An 18,475-nucleotide genomic window follows, 5' to 3' on the forward strand; every position below is an offset into this window, starting at 1 on the left:
ACTGCCCCCTCCACGGTCGGTCGTACGGAGGCTGCCCAGCACCGCGCCGGGAGCCTCCTGGTACGCCGCACATCACCCGAAGGGGACCGTGCGGGCGGCGGGTTGACGGGAGGGGGGCGAAGCGCGGGGCGTCATCCGGAGCGCGCCCGCTTCCCGTCAGAGGCCGGTGCCGAACGCCTCGGCCAGCTCGCGCCATTCGGCGCGCGGCAGGCCCGCCCCGCCCTCGTCGGCCGTGAGGACCTGCAATGCGACGTGGTCCGCGCCCGCGTCGAAGTACTCCCGGGTCCGGCGTGTCACCTGTTCCGCGTCGCCCAGCGCGAAGAGGGCGTCCAGCAGGCGGGTGCTGCCGCCGCCCTCGAAGTCGCCTTCCGTGAACCCGAGGCGCAGCAGATTGGCCGTGTAGTTGGGTAGCTGGAGATACATCTCCAGCATCGTCCGAGCGGTCGTGCGGGCGCGGTCGAGGTCCGTGTCCAGGACGACGGTCAGCTCCGGGGCGAGCAGCGCGTCGGGGCCGAGCGCCGCACGGGCCTCGGCGGTGTGCTCGGCCGTGACGAGATAGGGGTGTGCGCCCAGCGACCGGTCGGCCGCGAGCTTCAGCATCTTCGGTCCGAGAGCCGCCAGGACCCGGTGGCCGGAGCCCACGGACGGTTCGGCGGCGTCGAGCGCGTCGAGGTACTCCACCATCGCGCTGTACGGCTTCGCGTACTGGGGCACCATCGGGCCGTGGCTGACGCCCAGTCCGAGGACGAAGCGGCGGCGCGCGTCCGGCTCGATCGCCGAGACCGCGGCCGCCACTTCCTCCGCCGTGTGGTTCCAGATGCTCAGGATGCCGGTGGCCACGGTGATCGAACGGGTGGCGGCCACGACGGCGGCGGCGTCGGCGGGCGTCGGGCTGGCCCCGGTCCAGACAGTGCCGTACCCCAGTTCGTCGAGTTCGGCGAGCGCCTCCGCGATCGCCTTCCTGCCCGCGTCGTCCACGCGTGACGCGTGCAGCGCCGCGCTCCAGATCCCCACGCGTCCGAAGGTGTTGCCCGATCCGTTCGTCTCAGAAGTCATGGTGTGATCAACAACGGCCCGCCCCGGGTATTCCTGCCCCGAGGGCTTTTCACCCGACCGGATGGGGCCTGGTCCCGCAGGCGCAGTCCCATGCGGTCTCAGTCCTCGGGGACGTCCTTCATGAACACGATCCCGTCGATGCGGGCCAGGTGCGCCGGGTCGAGCGGGGCGTAACCGAAGTACGGCGACGAGCGCCGTCCGGGGCCCGTGGCGGCGAGGGCGGAGGCAGCTTCGGAGGCGTCCACGAGGCAGGTCTCGGCCGGGAGCGCGTACAGGGCTCCTTCGAGGGTGTCCGGCGGCGGGATGTCCACGCCCTGGTGCCGCATCGTGCCGAACGCGGTGGCCAGGAAGCCGTACTCCTCGCCCAGCCGGGTGTGCACGACGGCACCCGCGCTCCACCACTCCAGCCGCTGTCCGCCCATCCGCATCGAGCTGATGTCGCGCTGGAGATGGCTGTTGTGCGCGTGGACCAGAACCTTCCCGCGTTCCGCGAGCGCGAGGAGGTTGTCGGCCATCATCTGGTCCCGCAGGCCCGTCAGCCGTGCCAGTCGGCTCGGCGAGGCGTCGGCCATCCAGTGGTGGTAGCGCAGCAGCCCCGAGGCGGCCCGCGCCCGGAGCCGCGCCCGGTCGAACGCGTCCCGTGAGGTCGCCGCGATCAGCCGCGGCGCCCAGGAGTGGAGCAGCGCCCCCAGATCGTCGGCGAGCAGCCGCAGCTCCCCGGCCTCGGCGGACTGCCCGAACGACGCGGTCGGATCCAGCATCGCGGCGGGGTCGGTCCACCGGTCGTCGGGCCCGAGCAGACGGTCGAGCGTCCCGGCGGTGCACGGAATCAGTCCCGGCTCGACGTGGTCGGTGAGCGTGCGGTGGAGCGCGGTGAGGGTCTCCCGGGGGCTCGCGGCCCGGGCCATCTCCAGCGGACCGTCGAAGCCGGCGAACCGGACCTGGTCGGACGGGGGCCGGCCGTCGTTGAACACGCGCATCCAGTCCACCAGTTCACGACTGGCTGCGGACGCTCCGAGACCGTGGCTGAACCCCCGGTCCAGTACGTCGTCCAGGGCGCCCGCGCCCGTCGTCACGTAGTCGTCCACCAGAAGTCCCGCCACACAGTCGCTCTCGACGGCGATGGTCCGGTACCCCTCCCGCTCCACCAGCTGACGGAAGAGGGCGTTGCGCAGGCGGAGCGGGGCGTCCACCCCGTGAGTGGGCTCGCCGAGGGTCAGCATCCGGGGCGGGGAGGCGAACAGCCTCATGACGGAGGCCGCCTCGACGGCATGGGCGATGTCCTTGATGTCGTTGGCCATGGCTTCAACCGTATCGTTGAACCTTCGGTGGAAACTTTTGCGCGATATCCTCGGTGGATGGGTAAAAACCCTCAAACAGCAGGTCGCCTCCGCCCCGTCGACCTGGCCCGTCGGCACGGTCTGTCGACCCAGGCCGTGAGGAACTACGAGGCGGCGGGCATCCTCCCGGCCGCCGGGCGCACCGCCCACGGCTACCGCACCTACACACCGCTGCACGCGGACGCCCTGGGCACCTTCCTCGCCCTGGCCCCCGGCCACGGGCACGCGATCGCGACGGCGATCATGCGGGCGGTGAACCGCGACGATCCGGCCGAGGCGCTCCGCCTTGTCGACGAGAGCCACGCCCAGCTCCTGGAGGACCGCAGAACGCTGGACGCCGTCGAAAGGGCCCTTTGCGACGTGGGGCCCGGGGCCGTGCCCGCACCTGACGACGGGGCGGATCACGGCACGATGTTCGTCGGACCGCTGGCAAGGAGGCTGGGCATCGGACCCGCCACGCTGCGGAAGTGGGAGCGCGCCGGGATCGTGACCCCGCGCCGCGACCCGCGGACCGGGTACCGCGTGTACGACGGGGCCGACGTACGGGACGCAGCCATGGCGCACCAACTCCGGCGGGGCGGCTACCGCCTGGAGCAGATCGCACCGCTGATCGCCCAGGTGCGGGCGGCCGGGGGCCCGGAACCGCTCGCCGCCGCCCTGCGCGACTGGCACGACCGGCTGGCCGCCCGCGGGCGCGCGATGCTGGCCGGGGCCGCCGAGCTGGACGCCTACCTCCGCGAACGCGAAAGGCCGGCGCGGGCGCAGGGCCCGCACCGGCCGCACGGCACGTGAGCGGTTCGGTCAGGCAGGCAGCCGCCCCAGCAGGGCCGCGAAGTCCGTGCCCGCGGGAAGGGTGCCGAACGCGAGCCCCCGGTCCCCGGCGAGGCGGGATGCGCAGAACGCGTCGGCCACCGCCGCCGGGGCGTGGCGTACCAGCAGCGATCCCTGGAGGACGAGAGCGGCCCGTTCGACGACCCGGCGGGCCCGGAGCTGCGCGTCCTCGGGGCGGGCCAGCTCGGCCCGCAGCTCCCGCCAGGCCGCGTCGAGGCGCGCGTCCGCCCCGGTGGCCGCCCCGATCTCGGCGCTCAGGGCCTCCAGCGACTCGGGCTCCCGGGTCAACGCCCGCAGCATGTCGAGGGCGTTGACATTGCCGGAGCCCTCCCAGATGCCGTTGAGCGGGGCCTCGCGGTACAGCCGGGGCATCCCGGACGCCTCGTCGTAGCCGTTGCCGCCGAGGCACTCCAGGGCCTCGGCGACCGCGACGGGCTGCCGCTTGCACACCCAGTACTTGCCGATCGCGGTGGCCAGCCGGAGGAAGGCGCGTTCCCCGGCGTCGCCCCGGTGGGCGCGGTCGGCGGCCCCCGCCAGGCGCAGGGCCAGGGTCGTGGCCGCCTCGGACTCCAGGGACAGGTCCGCCAGGACGTTGCGCATCAGGGGCTGGTCGATCAGCTCGACGCCGAACACCGAGCGGTGGCGAGCGTGGTGGGCCGCCTGAGCGAGCGCGGCACGGGTGCCGGCGGCCGAGCCGAGCACACAGTCGAGCCGGGTCATCGTCACCATGTCGATGATCGTGCGCACACCCTTGCCCTCGCTCCCCACGAGCCAGGCCACGGTGTCGTCGAACTCCGGCTCGCTGGACGCGTTGGAGAACGTGATGCACCTCAGCGCCCTGCTGGACGGCGTGGCGTTGGGCTTCCTCCTCGGGGCCGCACGCCGTGGGGCGCGCAGCCCGGCCACACCCCCAGGGGATGGGCAGCGGGGCCGGATTCGCGCACCACGCCTTCCTGCTGGAGGACGTCGGGAAGACGGTCCTGCGGGCGCCCTTCGCACCGTTCCCGCGCGGCCTGTTCACCGGCTCCCCGTCGTTGTCCCCGCGCCCGCCATACTACGCCGCCAAGCGCACGGGCCGTACGACGATGAAGCGCCTCACCGCCCGGACGACGGCCCTGTCGCCGATGAAGCTGCTGGGCATCTTCGCCTCGGCTCCGCGGGGGTGACGTCCCGGCGGTCGGGCCGCTCGCCCTCCGCCGTCAGGACGCGGCGGCCCCCTGCGGGGACCGGAGGACGAGCAGGGTGATCTCGCTGGGGGCGAAGACGCGGAAGGGCGGACCCCAGAAGCCGGTACCGCGACTGGTGTAGAGGAGGGTGCGCGCGCCGTGGCGGCTGAGGCCCGCGACGGCCGGCTGGTCGACGCGGACCAGGTAGTGGAACGGCCAGATCTGGCCGCCGTGGGTGTGGCCGGAGAGCTGGAGGTCGATGCCGTGGGCCGCCGCGCGGTCGATGAACTTGGGCTGATGGGCGAGGAGCAGGACGGGGAGACCGGGATCGGCGCCGTCGAGGGCTCCCGCGAGATGGGCGCGGTGGCCCGCCAGCCCGGAGGACTCGGCGGTGACGTCGTCGACGCCGGCGACCACGAGGCTGTCGCCGTCGCGTTCGAGCAGCAGGTGGCGGTTGCGCAGGGGCTCCCACCCCAATTCGTCCATCAGGTCGACCCAGCCCTGGGCCTCGCTGTAGTACTCGTGGTTGCCGGTGACGTAGACCCGGGCCCGGGTCGCTCGCACCGTGCCCAGGGGAGCGGCCTGGGCGCGGCGGCGTTCGGGCGTGCCGTCCGCGATGTCGCCGGTGTGGCAGACGAGATCGGCCTCCAAGGTGTTCACCGTCTCGCAGACGCGTGCGGACCAGCGGGCGCGGTCGAGCGGACCGTAGTGGGTGTCGGTGATCAGGACGACCCGGGTGCCGTCCAACCCGGCTCCCAGACGCGGGAGTTCCACGTCGAGCCGACGCACGCGTGGTACGCGTCGGGCCTCGGCGTACCCCCAGGCGAGCAGCACGGCGGCGACGCTGAGGACGGCCCACGTGACGATGCGCGCCCGGTCCTGTCCGTCCCCGACGCCGGCCACGGCCAGCGCGGGCCGCAACAGGACACCGAGCAGGACGGACCAGGTGAACAGGACCCATATGGAGCCGAGCAGTGTGTCACCGACGACGGCCGCCCCGTCCTGCTGACGCCGGCCGTGCCCCCGGGCCATCGCGAACGGCATACCGACCAGACCGAGGACGGACAGCGCGGTGCCGGCCAGTGCGACGGGCAGCGGCCAGCGCTGACCGGTGTGCAGGAGAACCCAGCACGGCACGGCCCACAGCAGGACGGGGGCGACCAGGGGGATGTAGCGCATCAGACGCCGCAGCCGACTCCGCGGCGCTCCCCGCGCCGCGTCGCCTGCCGCGCCGCGCGCGGATCGGGTGTCGCCGGCATCGGTCACGCTCGTCCTCCTGCGGTTCTGCCTGGGCGGATCCCGTGGCCGATGCCCTGCTTCTGCTCCGGCCCCACTGCCGGATTCTCTCGCAGTACGCGGGATCGCCCCAGGGGGGGGGGCGGCCGTGCAGTCCGCGATCCAGGCCCGGCCCCGCCTCGGCGCCCGTAGGATGCGTGGATGTCCAAGCCGATACGGATGAGGCGCCGCACCTGGGCCGGTGCGTGGGCGGTGCTGTGCGCGGCCGGTCTCGCCGCCACTGCCGCGCTGCAGAACTCCTCGGCATCGGACCCGCGGCCCGCCACGTCCGTCAGTGCCGAGTGCGACGAGTTCATCGCCGAGGCCGAGAGGCAACTGGCCAAGTCCGGGCAGCAAGACGAGGAAGAGGGAATCCTTGCCTTCTCGCGAGGCCCTGCGAGCACCGTCGAAGACTGCGGCGACGAACTTCGCGACTTTCTCAGCAAGAAGTGACGCCCGTTTCTCGGCAAGAAGTGACGCCCGTCCGCCGTTGACGTACGGCAGCGCGCCCTTCCTTTAGGTAGGGCTACGTATTGATAGGCGCCGTTCGCGCGCCGCACACTCTGGGCGGCAAAGCCCATCACCGCTCATCCCCGCGGCCGCCCGGCCTGATCTCCCGTCACCACGGCTCTCTTCGTGGTGCCCGCACGCCGGGCGGCCCACCCCCACCCAGGCCCGACAGGGCCTGTGACGCATCAAGAGGAGAAGCTGTGGATCGTCCCGTTCGCACCTTGCGGAGACTGCTCGCCGTCGGTGCCGGTGCCGCCCTGCTCGTCGGGGCCGCCTCGACCGCCGGGGTCGCCGCCGCGCCCGTACCGCCGGGCGGTGGCGAAGGCCGCATCGTCGGTGCGGACCGCCCCGACGCGGTCGAAGGCTCCTACATCGTCACGCTCAAGGACTCCGTGGCCCGTACGGAGATACCCTCCGTCGCGCGGTCCCTGTCCCAGCGCCACGCGGGCCAGGTCAGGAGCACCTACACCAGCGCTCTGCGCGGCTTCTCGGTGAAGATGAGCGAGGAGAAGGCCAAGCGCCTCGCCGCCGACCCCTCGGTGGCCCGCGTGGAAGCCGACGGCGCCGCGTACGCCACCGGCACCCAGCCCAATCCGCCCAGTTACGGCCTGGACCGCATCGACCAGCGCGGCCTCCCGCTGGACAGGAGCTTCACCTACCCCAGCGAAGCCTCCGACGTCACGGTGTACGTCGTCGACTCCGGTGTCCGTATGAGCCACGGCGACTTCGGCGGCCGGGCCACCAGCGGCTACGACTTCATCGACAACGACTCCAACGCCTCAGACTGTCATGGGCATGGCACTCACGTCGCCGGTACGGCCGCGGGCAGCTCCTACGGGGTCGCCAAGGGCGCCAAGATCGTCAGCGTCCGTGTGCTGAACTGCCAGGGCAGCTCCGGCACCAGCTGGGACCCGGTCCTCCGCGGTATCGACTGGGTCACCAAGAACGCCAAGAAGCCCGCCGTGGTCAACATGAGCGTCGGCGGCGGCAGGACCCAGTCCATCAACGACGCGATCAGCAACTCCATCGCGTCCGGCATCACCTGGGTCGTCGCCGCGGGCAACAACAACGCCGACTCCTGCCAGTACTCGCCCTCGTCCACCCCGGCGGCGATCACGGTCGGTGCCACGAACGGCTCGGACGCCCGCGCCACCGGCTGGAGCAACGGCCAGGCCTCCAACTACGGCACCTGCCTCGACATCTTCGCCCCCGGGGACAAGATCATCTCCACGTCCAACGCGGGGGACAGCGCCGGCCAGTCCATGAGCGGCACCTCCATGGCATCCCCGCACACCGCCGGCGCCGCCGCCCTGCTCCTGGCCGCCGACCCGTCGCTCACCCCCGCCCAGGTCCGCGACAAGCTGGTCGCCGACGCCACCCCGGACAAGATCAGCGACGCCCGCTCCGGCTCCCCGAACCGTCTGCTCTTCACCGGCAACGGCGGCGGTGAGGACCCCACCGATCCGCCCGGCAGGAAGTTCGAGAGCACCGGTCAGGTCCAGATCCGCGACAACGCCACCGTCGAATCCCCCATCACCGTGACCGGGATCGACGGCAACGCCCCCGCCGACCTCTCGGTCACGCTCGACATCCGTCACACCTTCCGCGGCGACCTCAAGGTCGAACTGCTGCCCCCGGGCGGAGGCGCGGCCGTCCTGAAGGACTTCAACCCCAACGACAGCGCCGACAACGTCCGGGGCACGTTCACGGTCAATGCCTCAAGCAGCCCCGCGAACGGCGTCTGGAAGCTCCGCGTCACCGACAACTGGGTCAACGACACCGGCTCCATCAACTCCTGGTCCCTCCAGTTCTGATCCGGCCCGCGCCTCCCGGCCGGTGAGCGACTCTCCGCGAACCTCGCCGGCCCGGGAAGGAGGCGTCCGCGGCGCCCGCACACGCGCCGCGGACGCCACTCCTCTTTCCAGCGCCGTGGGAAGGAGCCATCATGAGGCCCTCCCGACGGCCCGGTCGCATCGCCAGTCCGGCCAGGCCACCAGTCCGCCCGTAGGCCCGCCCGGCCATCCACCCCTCGTCATGCCGATGCCGCTCAGGAGCGCAAAAGGAAGCCGTGAACGCCGAGCCGTCGCCGCCCCCCGCCCCCGGTCTCCCGGCCGTACGCTCCGCCCTCCTGGACGACGTGTGCTCGCGGCTCGACCGCAGACCAGCCGTCGCGGTGATCACCGGCGAGGCCGGGGCAGGCAAGAGCCGATTCGTACACGAACTCCTGCGACGGACCACATCACCGGACACCGCCACCCTGGTCGCCCGCTGCCAGGAGGCGGACACGCCTTTCCCCCTCGCGCCGCTCGTCGAGGTGCTGAACCGCTTCCGCTCCGGGCCGCTCCCGGCGGACCTGCCGCCGGTGACCGGGGCCCTGCACGCTCTGCTGCCCGACCTCGCGGATCGCCTCCCGCCCGCGCCGCCTCCCCTGGGAGACCCGCTGGCCGAACACCGCCGCGCCCTGCGCGCCCTGCACGCGTACACGGCAGCGCTCGGGGAGACCGTCCTGGTCGTCGAGGACCTCCAGTGGGCCGACGCTTCCACCTGCGCCTTCCTCCGTACGGTCGTCGCCGATCCGCCACCGCGACTGGGCCTCGTACTCACCGCCCGCAGTCATACCGCTCCCCACACTGACACCGAAGGGAGCGACGGCCTTCCGTTTCCGCTGCGCGCACCGGCCCAGGTGACGGTGGTCGAGCGGCACCTCGCGCCGCTGTCGGCGGCGGAGACCGGTGCGCTGGCCGCCGGGCTGCTCGGCGCACAGGCGGTCCCGGACGAGTTCGCCGGCCGTCTGCACCGGTGGACGGGCGGTTTGCCGTACGTCGTCGAGGAGGTACTGCGCGGATGGCCGGGCTCCGCGGAGTTCCCTACCGGCGCGGCGGGGGAGCCGCCGCTGCCCGCGTCCGTGCGCCGGGTAGTGGTGGAGCGGCTGCGTGGCCTTCCTCCGGCGGCACGGCGGGTGGTCGCCGCGGCCGCGGTCCTCTGCGAACCCGCGCCCGTTGAACTGCTCTGCTCCGTCGCGGGGTTGGGCGAGCCGGAGACGCGTCGAGCACTCGCGGCGGCGGTGCGGGAAGGGGTGCTGCGGCGGACGGGCGAGGCCCACGCCTTCCCCGACGACGGTGCCCACGGCTTCCCCCGCGACGGCGGGTACGCCTTCTCCTACGACCTGGCGCGCCGGGCCGCGTACGAGGCGGTCGCCGAACCGGAACGGCCTGTGCTGCACCTGCGTGCGGCTCGCGCCTTGGCCCGGCACGCGAGCGTCGTCCCGCTGGCGGGGATGGCCGAGCACTACCGGCGCGCCGGCCGCCCCGTACAGGCGGCGCGCTGCCTGGAGGCGGCGGCCGACCGGGCGGCCGGGCACGGGGACGCGGGCCTGGCCGCCGCTCACTACCTCGATGCCCTGCGCGACGGTCCCACACCGGTGGCCCGGGACCGGATCGCGCTGAAGCTGGCCCGCGTCGCGCTGAACGCCAGGCCCGGCCCGCAGGTGCCCGCAGCGCTGCGGCAGGTCCTCGGCCGGTGCTCGCTGGGCCCCGGGCCGAGCGGCGAGATCCGGTTGCTGCTGGGCCTGTTGCTGCGCAACCAGTCGGGTTCCGGGCTGGAGGCGCTGGAGGAGATAGCGCGAGCGGTCCCCGACCTTCTGGTCGTCTCCACCGGCCAGGCCGCACGCGCGCTGGCGATCACCGCCATCCCCTCCCTCAAGGGCTGGCGGGTCGGCGAGCACCGCCGTCTGCTGGCCGAGGCGGAGCGGCTGCTGCCCGGGGTCGAGGAGGAGGACCTGCGCTCCGCCGTGCTGGCCAACCGGGCCACCGCCCTGGCCCTGATGGGCGACCCGGCGGCGTGGGAGGCGGTCGCGGATCTGCCCGACACCCTTGCCGGTGAGGCGGCGGCGAGGGTGTACGCCAATCTGGCGGGCGCCGCGAACTCCCTGGGACACCCGCGGCGTGCCCGTGCCTTCCAGGCCCGGGCGTGGCAGGCGGTGCGGGCGAACCACGCCCCCTATCTGGAGGCGTTCGTCGAGACGACGGACGTGGTCGCGGCCTTCACCGGTGGCCGGTGGAAGGGCCTCCTGGGGCGTGCCGAGCGTGCCGAGGCGCAGTACCGGGACGTGCCCGACTTCCACGCGGAGGCCCTGCTGGTCTGCGGACTGCTGCGCCTGCACACCAAGGGGCAGACGGATGTGGCGCGGCGGCTCCTGGAACGGGCCGTGCGGACGACCGCGCTGGACACCGGCGTGGTGCTGACGGCTGCCGCGGCCGCCGGGGCGCGGATCCACCTGGCGGCCGGACGCCCACCGCGGGCCGTCCAGGCGGTGGAGGAGGCGCTGCGGCAGGTCCGCCGTACCGGGGCGTGGGTGTGGGCGACCCCCCTCGTACCACCGGCGATCGACGCTCTCATCCGGGACGGCCGCCCGGCCGAGGCGCATCGCCTGGGCGCGGAGCTGGCCGCGGGCATCGCCGACCGGGACGCACCGGCGGCCCGGGCCGCCCTGCTGACCTGTCGGGCCCTGCTCACCGCGACGGACTCCTCGCAGTCCGGGCACGCACCGTCCGACGCGCTGTACGTGTCCGCGGCGGATGCGTGGACGCGGCTGGAGCGACCGTACGAAGCCGCGTACGTGAAGGAGGCCCGGGGTCTCCATCTGCTGGCCTCGGGCATGCCGGCCGGGCGCACGGCGCTGCACGAGGCGATCGCGGCCTACCAGGACATCGACGCCGTATGGGATGTGCTGCGGTGTCAGCGCGAACTGCGGGAGCACGGACAGACCACCGCCCGCAGGCCCGGTGCGCTGGGGTACGGCGACCACCTCTCGCCCCGGGAGCGAGCCGTGGCCCGCCTCGCCTCGCTCGGCCTGTCGAACCGCGAGATCGCGCGCGAGCTGGTCCTCTCGCACCGCACGGTCGAGCACCACGTGGCGCGTGCCCTGCGGAAGCTGGGGGTCTCCTCACGCACGGAGATCGGTTCACACCTCGGACCGTGACCGGACAGGCGAGGGCGGGAGGCGCACCCAATGGTCCATATTCCGCCATCCCCTCCCCTTCCAAGGTGGGTAATGTGCCGGAATGTTGAGGTCTGGAGCGCACCGCAAGAGCTACTCGTCAGCCAGCCCGGATCCGGGGGTCTTGTGTGGGTCCACCGGTCTCTTCAGCATGAATAACGTTGTCAGGGACACGTCGGAATGATCGTGTTCCCGGTGACGCGTCATGGGCGTCCACCCAAACGCCCCGAGTTTCCCCCCACGATCTGGAGGAACACAGTGCGACTCTCTCGCCCCCACAGCCTCACGAGACGAGCACGACTCATCGCCGGGGCCACCGGCCTCGCCGCCGCGGCGGCACTCGCGGTTCCCGCTGCCGCCGCGTCCGCCCAGCCGGCCCCGACGACGTTCAGCGCCACCGAGCTCAACCGGACCGCCGACTCCGTGCGCACCGCCGATGTCGGCGGCACGGCCTGGTACGTCGACGCGGCGTCGGGCAAGGTCGTCGTCACCGCCGACAGCACGGTCAGCAAGGCCGAGATCGCCAAGCTGAGGAGCGAGGCCGGCGTGAACGCCGACGCCCTCGTGGTCAAGCGGACCCCCGGCAAGTTCACCAAGCTCATCGCCGGTGGCGAGGCCATCACCACCGGCGGCGCCCGCTGTTCCCTGGGCTTCAACGTGCAGGACAGCGCGGGAACCAAGTTCGCCCTGACCGCCGGGCACTGCACCAACATCGGCAGCTCGTGGTCCATCGGCACCACCACCGGATCGAGCTTCCCCGGCGACGACTACGGCATCATCCGGCACTCCGACCCGGGCGCGGCCGACGGCCGTGTCTCCCTCTACAACGGCAGCTATCAGGAGATCGACGGCGCGGCCGATGCCAGGGTCGGCCAGTCCGTCCAGCGCAGCGGCAGCACCACCGGCCTGCACGGCGGCTCCGTCACCGGTCTCAACGCCACCGTCAACTACGGCGCCGACGGCATCGTCTCCGGTCTGATCCAGACCAACGTCTGCGCCGAGCCCGGCGACAGCGGCGGCGCGCTCTTCTCCGGAAGCACCGCGCTCGGCCTCACCTCCGGCGGCAGCGGCAACTGCTCCTCCGGCGGCACCACGTTCTACCAGCCCGTCACCGAGGCGCTCAGCGTCTACGGAGTGAGCATCATCTGATCCCGCACGAACCGGGGTTCCACCATCGGCCCTGAACGCTGCCCCCGCCGATTCGTCGGCGGGGGCAGCGTTCGTTCGTGTGCCGTCGTGTCCAGCCCACGGGCCTCCCCGCCTCAGCGGAACTCGTGGATCACCTGGATCTCGCCGACGATGTGGGCGTTGAAGTCGTCCAGTTCCTCGGCCGGAACCCAGAGCTCGAGAATGGTCCGCCCACCGGCCTGCCGGACGGGATACCGGCTCAGGAACTCCGACTCCACCTCGAACCGCGTGACGAACCCGGCTCCGTCGTGCTTCACGTTCCAGTCCCGGGCGATCCTGACCGCGTAGTCCTCGTTGAGAACGGGGTAGAAGATCGGCTGCTCCGGCAGACGCGGCGGCCAGGCACGCCAGTCCGACTCCCGGACCAGCTCAAGCTCCACGGGGCCGGTGGGGCGCCACAGGGTCGTCGTCGCTCGGGGGCTGGTCATCTGCATCGCTCTCCACACGTGTTCCACCGGCACGGCAGGCCGGGAGACCGGACCATACCGGCCCCACGAGCCTGGCCGCGAGGCGGTTTCCGTCGCTTCCCCGCTTCCCCGCTTCCCGCCTTCCGGTCGGCGGAGACGGACGGCCGGACGCCGCCGTCGGTGCCGTGAGGCCGCGCGCGTTCCGCTTGCCGAGGAGCGTGAGCAGCAGCTCCCCGCCGCCCGCCGGGGCGATGTTGGTCCGCGGCCGCGGTGGATGCGGAATTCCTCGTTCCTGGTGGGCATCCGGCGTTGCCCGGAACGGACCCATGGCGTGCCCGGCTGCCACGCGACCGCCTCAAGGGCCACCCGCCGGGATACGGGCGGCCCTTGTCCCACGACGGAAATCGCCGTACCGCGCGCCGGCTACCGCCTGCCGCGGGTTACCGTGTTCGACTCCTCGACGGTGTTCACCAGGAGCCAGTGCTCCGTCCGGTAGTGGAACGTGCCTCCGGCGTAGCCGAGCACGTAGACGACGTCTCCGGCCCGGTCCGGCAGGACGTCCTCAAGCGTGAAGGTTCCATCCTCGGCGACCGGAACCGGCGGCAGGAAGGTGACGTCCGGCCCGTCCATTCGCTGGACCGTGATCTGCGGCGCCTCGGCGGGCGCCAGACCGTCCAGGTCCAGCCGTCCAGTCACCCTGATCGGCTTTCCGGCGATGGCCGGGCCGTGCGCCACGTTCACGAAGCTCGACGGAGCCAGGGCCTCCCGGGTCTGGATCGTGTGCAGCCAGAACTTCGTACCCTCCTGGTTGGAGGTCACGACGAAGAGCTGTTCGCCGTCCCCGGAGAACTCCATGCCCCGAGGGACGACGCGTCGGCCCGCGTCCTCGTCGTCAAAGCTGATCCGCAGCGGCTCCCGCTCGACCGACGGGTCGGCGAACGCCAAGGTCAGGTCGGCCGCGTCGCCCGAACCCGCGCCGCCCTGGGCGAACCACTTGCCGTCGGGGCTGAAGGCGACCGCCGTGGGTGCCACGCCCTCCGGCAGCGGCACGTAGCGGTTGTCGAGGAAGCGGGCGTCCTGGCCGCCGAGCAGCACCGTTCCCCGGGCCCCGTCGGCGACCGCGAGGACGGAGCCGTCCGCGGAGAAGTCGGCGTCCCGGAAGTCCATTCCCGGGCCCGTGCCGCTCTCGGCGAACCGGCGTTCGCCCAGGAACTCCAGCAGGTTCCCGTCCGCCCCGTCCGTGACCCGGTAGATCCCCAGGTCGGGGTCGTCGGTGGGGGACCAGCGCTCCGGGGCGGTCACGAGCAGCCCCCCGGGCCCTCCCTCGAGATGGACCCTGGTGTACGAGTACATGACCTCCCCGGCGCTGTGGCCCTCAGCGGTCGCGGCGACGCCGACACTGCCCATGCCCAGCGCGTCGTCGCAGCCCTCGGGGGAAGCGGGGGCCCGGCTGGTGAAGAACAGCCGTCCGCCGGTGTGCACCAGTTCCCGCCCACAGTCGTCGGCGGGCGCCGGAATCGGGTCGAGGGGGTACAAGGACCCGTTCTCATGGGAGTAGTTCGCGATGTGGTCCGACTGCCCGGCATAGACCTTCGAGCCGGTCGGGTCCACCGCGACGCCCGAGAGGGGGGCGGCCAGGTCGGCGCTCGCGAGGGCGGGCCCCGCGCCCCCGTAGAGCACGCCGATCACCTCGCCCCGCCTCGACCCGTCCGGATAGACCCGGTCGCCGGCGATCCACACACGCCGGCCGGCGTCGTCCACCGCCATCTGGGTGAACGACGCGGCCGACAGCTCCCGGCCCGGCCCCGACGGCACCACCGCCGCGACCTCGGCCGCCCCCGAGGCCGCGGACGCGGTACCGGTGGCGGCCATCGTCGATCCGGCCAGCGCGCTCGCCAGCAGCGCCGCCGTCAGTCTGCTGCCTCTTCCTAACGCCTTCTTCAACGGTGTTCCCCCCTGATGTCGGCGCGCCGCGGCGGATCACAGCGGCACTGGTGCTGATACGAAAGCGTCATCAGCAGGCTGAGACAAGTCATTTGTGGCCAGCACGGTTCCTCCGCACCTTCAGCGGGACGGCGGCCCGTTCACACGGCGTGGAGCGCATGGACGGCGGCGGGGGCATCGGTTCTCGCCGGCCGTGACAGAGTCGGTGGGACCCTGAAGCGGTGCGGGAGAGGAGCCTCATGTCGCAGCACACCCGCCCCAGCGATTCGGGGTGGCGCCGGTTGGGGCCCGGGCGCCTGGGATCGTTGTCCCCGCCCGCTACGAGCACTCCTGGCTGCGCGGCGAGCTGCTGGCGGGTGGGACCCGTCGTGGCGTGTCTCGTGCCGCGGGTCCTGGCCTGCGCGACCGTGGCGGGGCTCCCGCCCGCTGCCGGGCCGCGGTCGATTCTGCCCGCGCCGGTGTTGTACGCGCTGCGCGGCTCGTCGCGGCTGTCGTCGCCGTACTGACGTGAGCCCACCCCGGATACCTGAGGAGCCGCCACATGGCCTCCCGTGCCTTGCGAACCCGATTGTCCGACCGCGTCATCGCCTTCCAGCGGACCGAGAACCGGCGGCTGCTGTTCGGCGCCGACGCGGACGCCGAGCTGGCGGAGGCCGCCCGGACCACCGCGACCACCCGGCTGCCCGTCACCGGCCGGGGTCGGCGGCGTCTGGCGCAGCTGTACCACGCCGCTGCCTGGCTCCACTTCCACCGGTACGACCGCAGCCCCGGTGACGAGGGCTTCGCAGACCTCGCGCGCGCGGTGTTCTATCTCGGCCCGCTCATGGGCAACGACGCGCTGATCCCCGTCCCCCTGCTGCCGGTGCTGGGCGGCAGGACGGACCCGCGGGCCCAGCTCGGGCTCGCTCAGGAGCTCCTGAGCCGGGCCAGGACCGAGGAGAACGGCCCGTACACCGTCTCCGTCATGGCGCTGCTGGACGCCGCTGCAGCCCAGGCCACCGACCCGGAGCACCGCGCGGAGCTGACGAGCCTGCTCGGTGTCGCACACCGGCAGCGCGCCCATGCGGCCGCGATCGCCGACCCCACGGACTTGGAGCGGGCCGTGACACTGAGCCGTACCGCGGTCGACGCCGTCGGCCCGGATTCCGAGAGCCGCAGCAAACTCCTGGAGCGCCTGGGGCTCGCTCTGCTGACGCGCCATCAGTTCGGAGCCCGGCCGGCCGACGCCGCCGGGGCCGTGTCCGCCCTGGAGGAGTCGGTACGCACGGCACGCCCCACGGACCCGGCACTCGCGCCCCGGCGCGGTAACCTCGCGCTCGCTCTGCGGACCCGGCACGAGCTGGACGGCAACGCCGCCGACCTGGAGCGCGCCCTCGCCGTCCTGGCCGAGGCGCTGCGCCCGGAACCGCCGTCCGGGCCCGCCCAGGTCGCCTTCCTGTACGAGGAGCTTCGGGTGGCTCTGCTCCAGCGATGCGTGCTGTTCGGGCGACCCGAGGACATCAGCCGCGCCGTGACCGCGGGAGAACTGTCCCTGGCGGCCACACCCCTGGGCACCGGCGAACGGGTCGGTGCCCTGGGCGCGCTGGCGGAGACCCTGCTGTGGCGCTACGAGTACGAAGGCCGCTCCACCGATCTCGACCGGGCGGTCGGCCTCGCCGAGGAGACCTTGTCGCTCAGTTCGCGCCCGGCCGACCGGCCGTCCGCGGCCCTGCACCTGGGCCACTGCCTGCTGTCACGCTGCGGCCGGGCGGAGGAAGCCTCCGACGTACAACGGGCGGTCGCTCTCATGGAGGAAGCCGCTGCCGCCCTGCCCTGTGGCAGCGCGCTGTACCAAGAGGCCGTCAGCGGACTGGCCCAGGCCTACCACATGCGCTACGGGCTCCTGCGCCGGACACCGGACCTCGACCGTGCCGTGGCGGCCGCCGAGGAGGCCGTGCGAGCCGGCGGGCCGGGCCCCCGCGCCATCGCGAAGGCACGTTCCAACCTGGCGTCCGTCCTGCTGTCCCGGTACCGCCGACTGCGCCGGCCCGGCGATCTGGACGGGGCGGTCGAGCATGGTGTCGCGGCCCTGCGCGGGCTTGCGCCGCGTTCCGCAGAGGCCCTGACCACGGTTGCGGTCGCCGCGTCGGCTCTCACCGAGCGGACGGACGCCGGCTTACGTACGACGGACCGGGACCACGTCGCCTTCCTGCTCGACCGGGAATGGGGCCCGCCCGCCCCCTCCCGGGCCCGGATCCAGTCGCTCCAGGAGGTCGGCGGCCTCGCACTGGCCGCGGGCCGCCACGCGCGGGCGGCCCAACTCCTCGACGAAGCCGCGCTGATGCTCCCGTACGCCGTCCCCGACTCGACGAACCCGATCGACCTGGTTCTGCCGCTGACGACGCACCTCGGACTGGCGGAGAACGCCATCGAGGCGCATTGCGCCCGGAGCGATCCCGCGTCCGCCCTCGCCTCCGCCGAACTCGTCCGGGGCCTGCTGGCGGCGGGCGGCACCAGTGCACCCCGCAGGCCACCACCCGGGCTCCCGTCCCCGGCGGAGGCCGAGCGTGCGGCTGCCGCACGGCGCTTCACCAGCATCCGACAGGCACTGTCCGCGGCGCGGCCGCCGGGTCAGGCTCGGCCCTACGACGCCCCTCGCGCGTACGCCGCGTACGAGGAGGCGTGCGCGGCGGTGCGGGAGGGACACGGCCTAGCCCGCTTCTTGCTGCCTCAGGACGTCTCCGTCCTGAGGCCCGGAGGGGGACCGGGGGCGGTCGTCGTGGTCAGCGCGGGGCGGCGCACCGGACACGCACTGATCATCGGACCGAGCCGGGAACCGGTCGCGCTGCCGCTGCCGGAACTGACCGGAGCGGCAGCGTCCGAGCACACCGGGCTGTTCGCGCTGGCCACCGGGCAGGTGCGGGCGGACCCGCATGCCCGGCTGGCCGATGAGCTCCCCCTGATGCTGGACTGGCTGTGGACCGCCGTCGGAGAGCCCGTCACGACACGCGTGCGGGAGCTGGTTCCCGAGCCGCGTCCCCGGCTCTGGTGGATCCCGGTCGGACTGATCTCCGTCCTTCCCCTCCACGCGGCTGCTCCGATCGGCGGCGCCGGCTGCCTGGACGCGGTGGTGTCCTCGTACGCGCCGTCGGTCCGCGCGTCGGACGGCGTCGGCCGCCCCGGCAGGACCGGCCCGCGGCGGCAGCTCGCCGTCGCCGTGTCGAGCAGTCCCGGCCTGCCGGAGCTGCCCGGGGCGCTTCGGGAAGCCCGTGAGCTGGCGGCGCGGGGGGCCACCGTGCTGCCGGACGCGTCGCGGGCGGAGGTGATGGCGGCGCTGTCTGCGGCGAGCCGAGTGCACTTCGCCTGCCACGCCGGCATCGATCCTCTCTCGCCTTCGGAAGGGGCTCTGTACCTGGCCGACGGTCCGCTGACGATCGCCGAAGTGGCCGCACTCGACCTGGCGGGCGCCGAACTCGCCTACCTCTCAGCGTGTTCCACGGGGCAGGGCGGCTGGCGGTACGCCGGTGAGGCCTTGCACGTGGCGTCGGCGTTCCGGCAGGCGGGCTTTCGTCATGTCATCGGCAGCCTGTGGCCGGTCGCGGACCCCGTGGCGGTCCGCTTCGCGCGCCGCTTCTACGAGGAACTTCCACCCGAGGACTCGGAGGGCAGCGCCGAGGCGCTGAACCGGGCCGCGCGGTGGATGAGGATCGGAACCCGGCCCGCCCCGACCAGTGGGCGGCGCTGGTGCACAGCGGTCCGTGACGCCCCGCCCCGCCACAT

General features: G+C 73.2%; 11 protein-coding genes and 2 pseudogenes. 7 read left to right on the forward strand and 6 right to left on the reverse strand.

Translation table 11 applies throughout. The annotated features are described in order from the left end of the window. Positions 1–156: 156 nt before the first annotated feature. Positions 157–1,056: an LLM class F420-dependent oxidoreductase gene (locus tag IE145_RS18425; RefSeq protein WP_189526263.1), complete on the reverse strand. Its 900-nt coding sequence runs from the start codon at positions 1,054–1,056 to the stop codon at positions 157–159. A gap of 98 nt (positions 1,057–1,154) precedes the next feature. Then, a complete protein-coding gene (locus IE145_RS18430; protein ID WP_189526264.1) occupies positions 1,155–2,357 on the reverse strand; it encodes an erythromycin esterase family protein in 1,203 nt (400 codons plus the stop codon). A gap of 57 nt (positions 2,358–2,414) precedes the next feature. Between IE145_RS18430 and IE145_RS18435 the strand changes: the two genes are divergently transcribed. Then, positions 2,415–3,188 (forward strand): TioE family transcriptional regulator, encoded by a 774-nt coding sequence (locus IE145_RS18435; RefSeq protein ID WP_189526268.1) that lies wholly within the window; start codon positions 2,415–2,417, stop codon positions 3,186–3,188. Between the two features lie 9 nt (positions 3,189–3,197). On the opposite strand, the pseudogene IE145_RS18440 reads toward IE145_RS18435, so the two are convergent. Then, a pseudogene (locus IE145_RS18440) lies at positions 3,198–4,046 on the reverse strand (acyl-CoA dehydrogenase family protein); the annotation flags it as partial. 98 nt (positions 4,047–4,144) lie between these two features. Here IE145_RS18440 and IE145_RS18445 point away from each other — a divergent pair. After that, on the forward strand, positions 4,145–4,393 hold the full coding sequence (locus IE145_RS18445; protein ID WP_229825629.1) for a hypothetical protein: 249 nt from the start codon (positions 4,145–4,147) through the stop codon (positions 4,391–4,393). A 33-nt stretch (positions 4,394–4,426) separates the two neighbouring features. Here the strand turns inward: IE145_RS18445 and IE145_RS18450 are convergent, their stop codons facing one another. Further along, positions 4,427–5,659 carry a metallophosphoesterase gene (locus tag IE145_RS18450; RefSeq protein WP_189526270.1) on the reverse strand — a complete coding sequence of 411 codons (1,233 nt, stop codon included), beginning with the start codon at positions 5,657–5,659 and terminating at the stop codon, positions 4,427–4,429. Between the two features lie 171 nt (positions 5,660–5,830). On the opposite strand from IE145_RS18450, the gene IE145_RS18455 reads away from it, so the two are divergent. The 4 genes from IE145_RS18455 to IE145_RS18470 all read left to right on the forward strand — a co-directional run bounded on the left by IE145_RS18455 (position 5,831) and on the right by IE145_RS18470 (position 12,326). Beyond that, on the forward strand, positions 5,831–6,121 hold the full coding sequence (locus IE145_RS18455) for a hypothetical protein (RefSeq protein WP_189526271.1): 291 nt from the start codon (positions 5,831–5,833) through the stop codon (positions 6,119–6,121). A 257-nt stretch (positions 6,122–6,378) separates the two neighbouring features. Then, complete coding sequence (locus IE145_RS18460) at positions 6,379–7,992, forward strand: S8 family peptidase (RefSeq protein ID WP_189526273.1); 1,614 nt, start codon at positions 6,379–6,381, stop codon at positions 7,990–7,992. A 254-nt stretch (positions 7,993–8,246) separates the two neighbouring features. Further along, entirely contained in the window at positions 8,247–11,159 is a 2,913-nt protein-coding gene (locus IE145_RS18465) for an ATP-binding protein (protein ID WP_189526274.1), read from the forward strand. Positions 11,160–11,435: 276 nt separating this feature from the next. Next, positions 11,436–12,326 (forward strand): S1 family peptidase, encoded by an 891-nt coding sequence (locus IE145_RS18470; RefSeq protein ID WP_189526276.1) that lies wholly within the window; start codon positions 11,436–11,438, stop codon positions 12,324–12,326. Between the two features lie 113 nt (positions 12,327–12,439). Here the strand turns inward: IE145_RS18470 and IE145_RS18475 are convergent, their stop codons facing one another. Both IE145_RS18475 and IE145_RS18480 read right to left on the reverse strand, forming a co-directional pair. Beyond that, a complete protein-coding gene (locus IE145_RS18475) occupies positions 12,440–12,793 on the reverse strand; it encodes a hypothetical protein (RefSeq protein WP_229825630.1) in 354 nt (117 codons plus the stop codon). A gap of 402 nt (positions 12,794–13,195) precedes the next feature. Then, positions 13,196–14,716 carry a WD40 repeat domain-containing protein gene (locus tag IE145_RS18480; RefSeq protein ID WP_229825632.1) on the reverse strand — a complete coding sequence of 507 codons (1,521 nt, stop codon included), beginning with the start codon at positions 14,714–14,716 and terminating at the stop codon, positions 13,196–13,198. 2,941 nt (positions 14,717–17,657) lie between these two features. On the opposite strand from IE145_RS18480, the pseudogene IE145_RS33945 reads away from it, so the two are divergent. Beyond that, positions 17,658–18,440 (forward strand): annotated as a pseudogene (locus IE145_RS33945) (CHAT domain-containing protein); the annotation flags it as partial. Between the last annotated feature and the right edge of the window lie 35 nt (positions 18,441–18,475).

The organism is Streptomyces sindenensis (assembly GCF_014649035.1).
GTDB classification, from domain to species: domain Bacteria; phylum Actinomycetota; class Actinomycetes; order Streptomycetales; family Streptomycetaceae; genus Streptomyces; species Streptomyces sindenensis.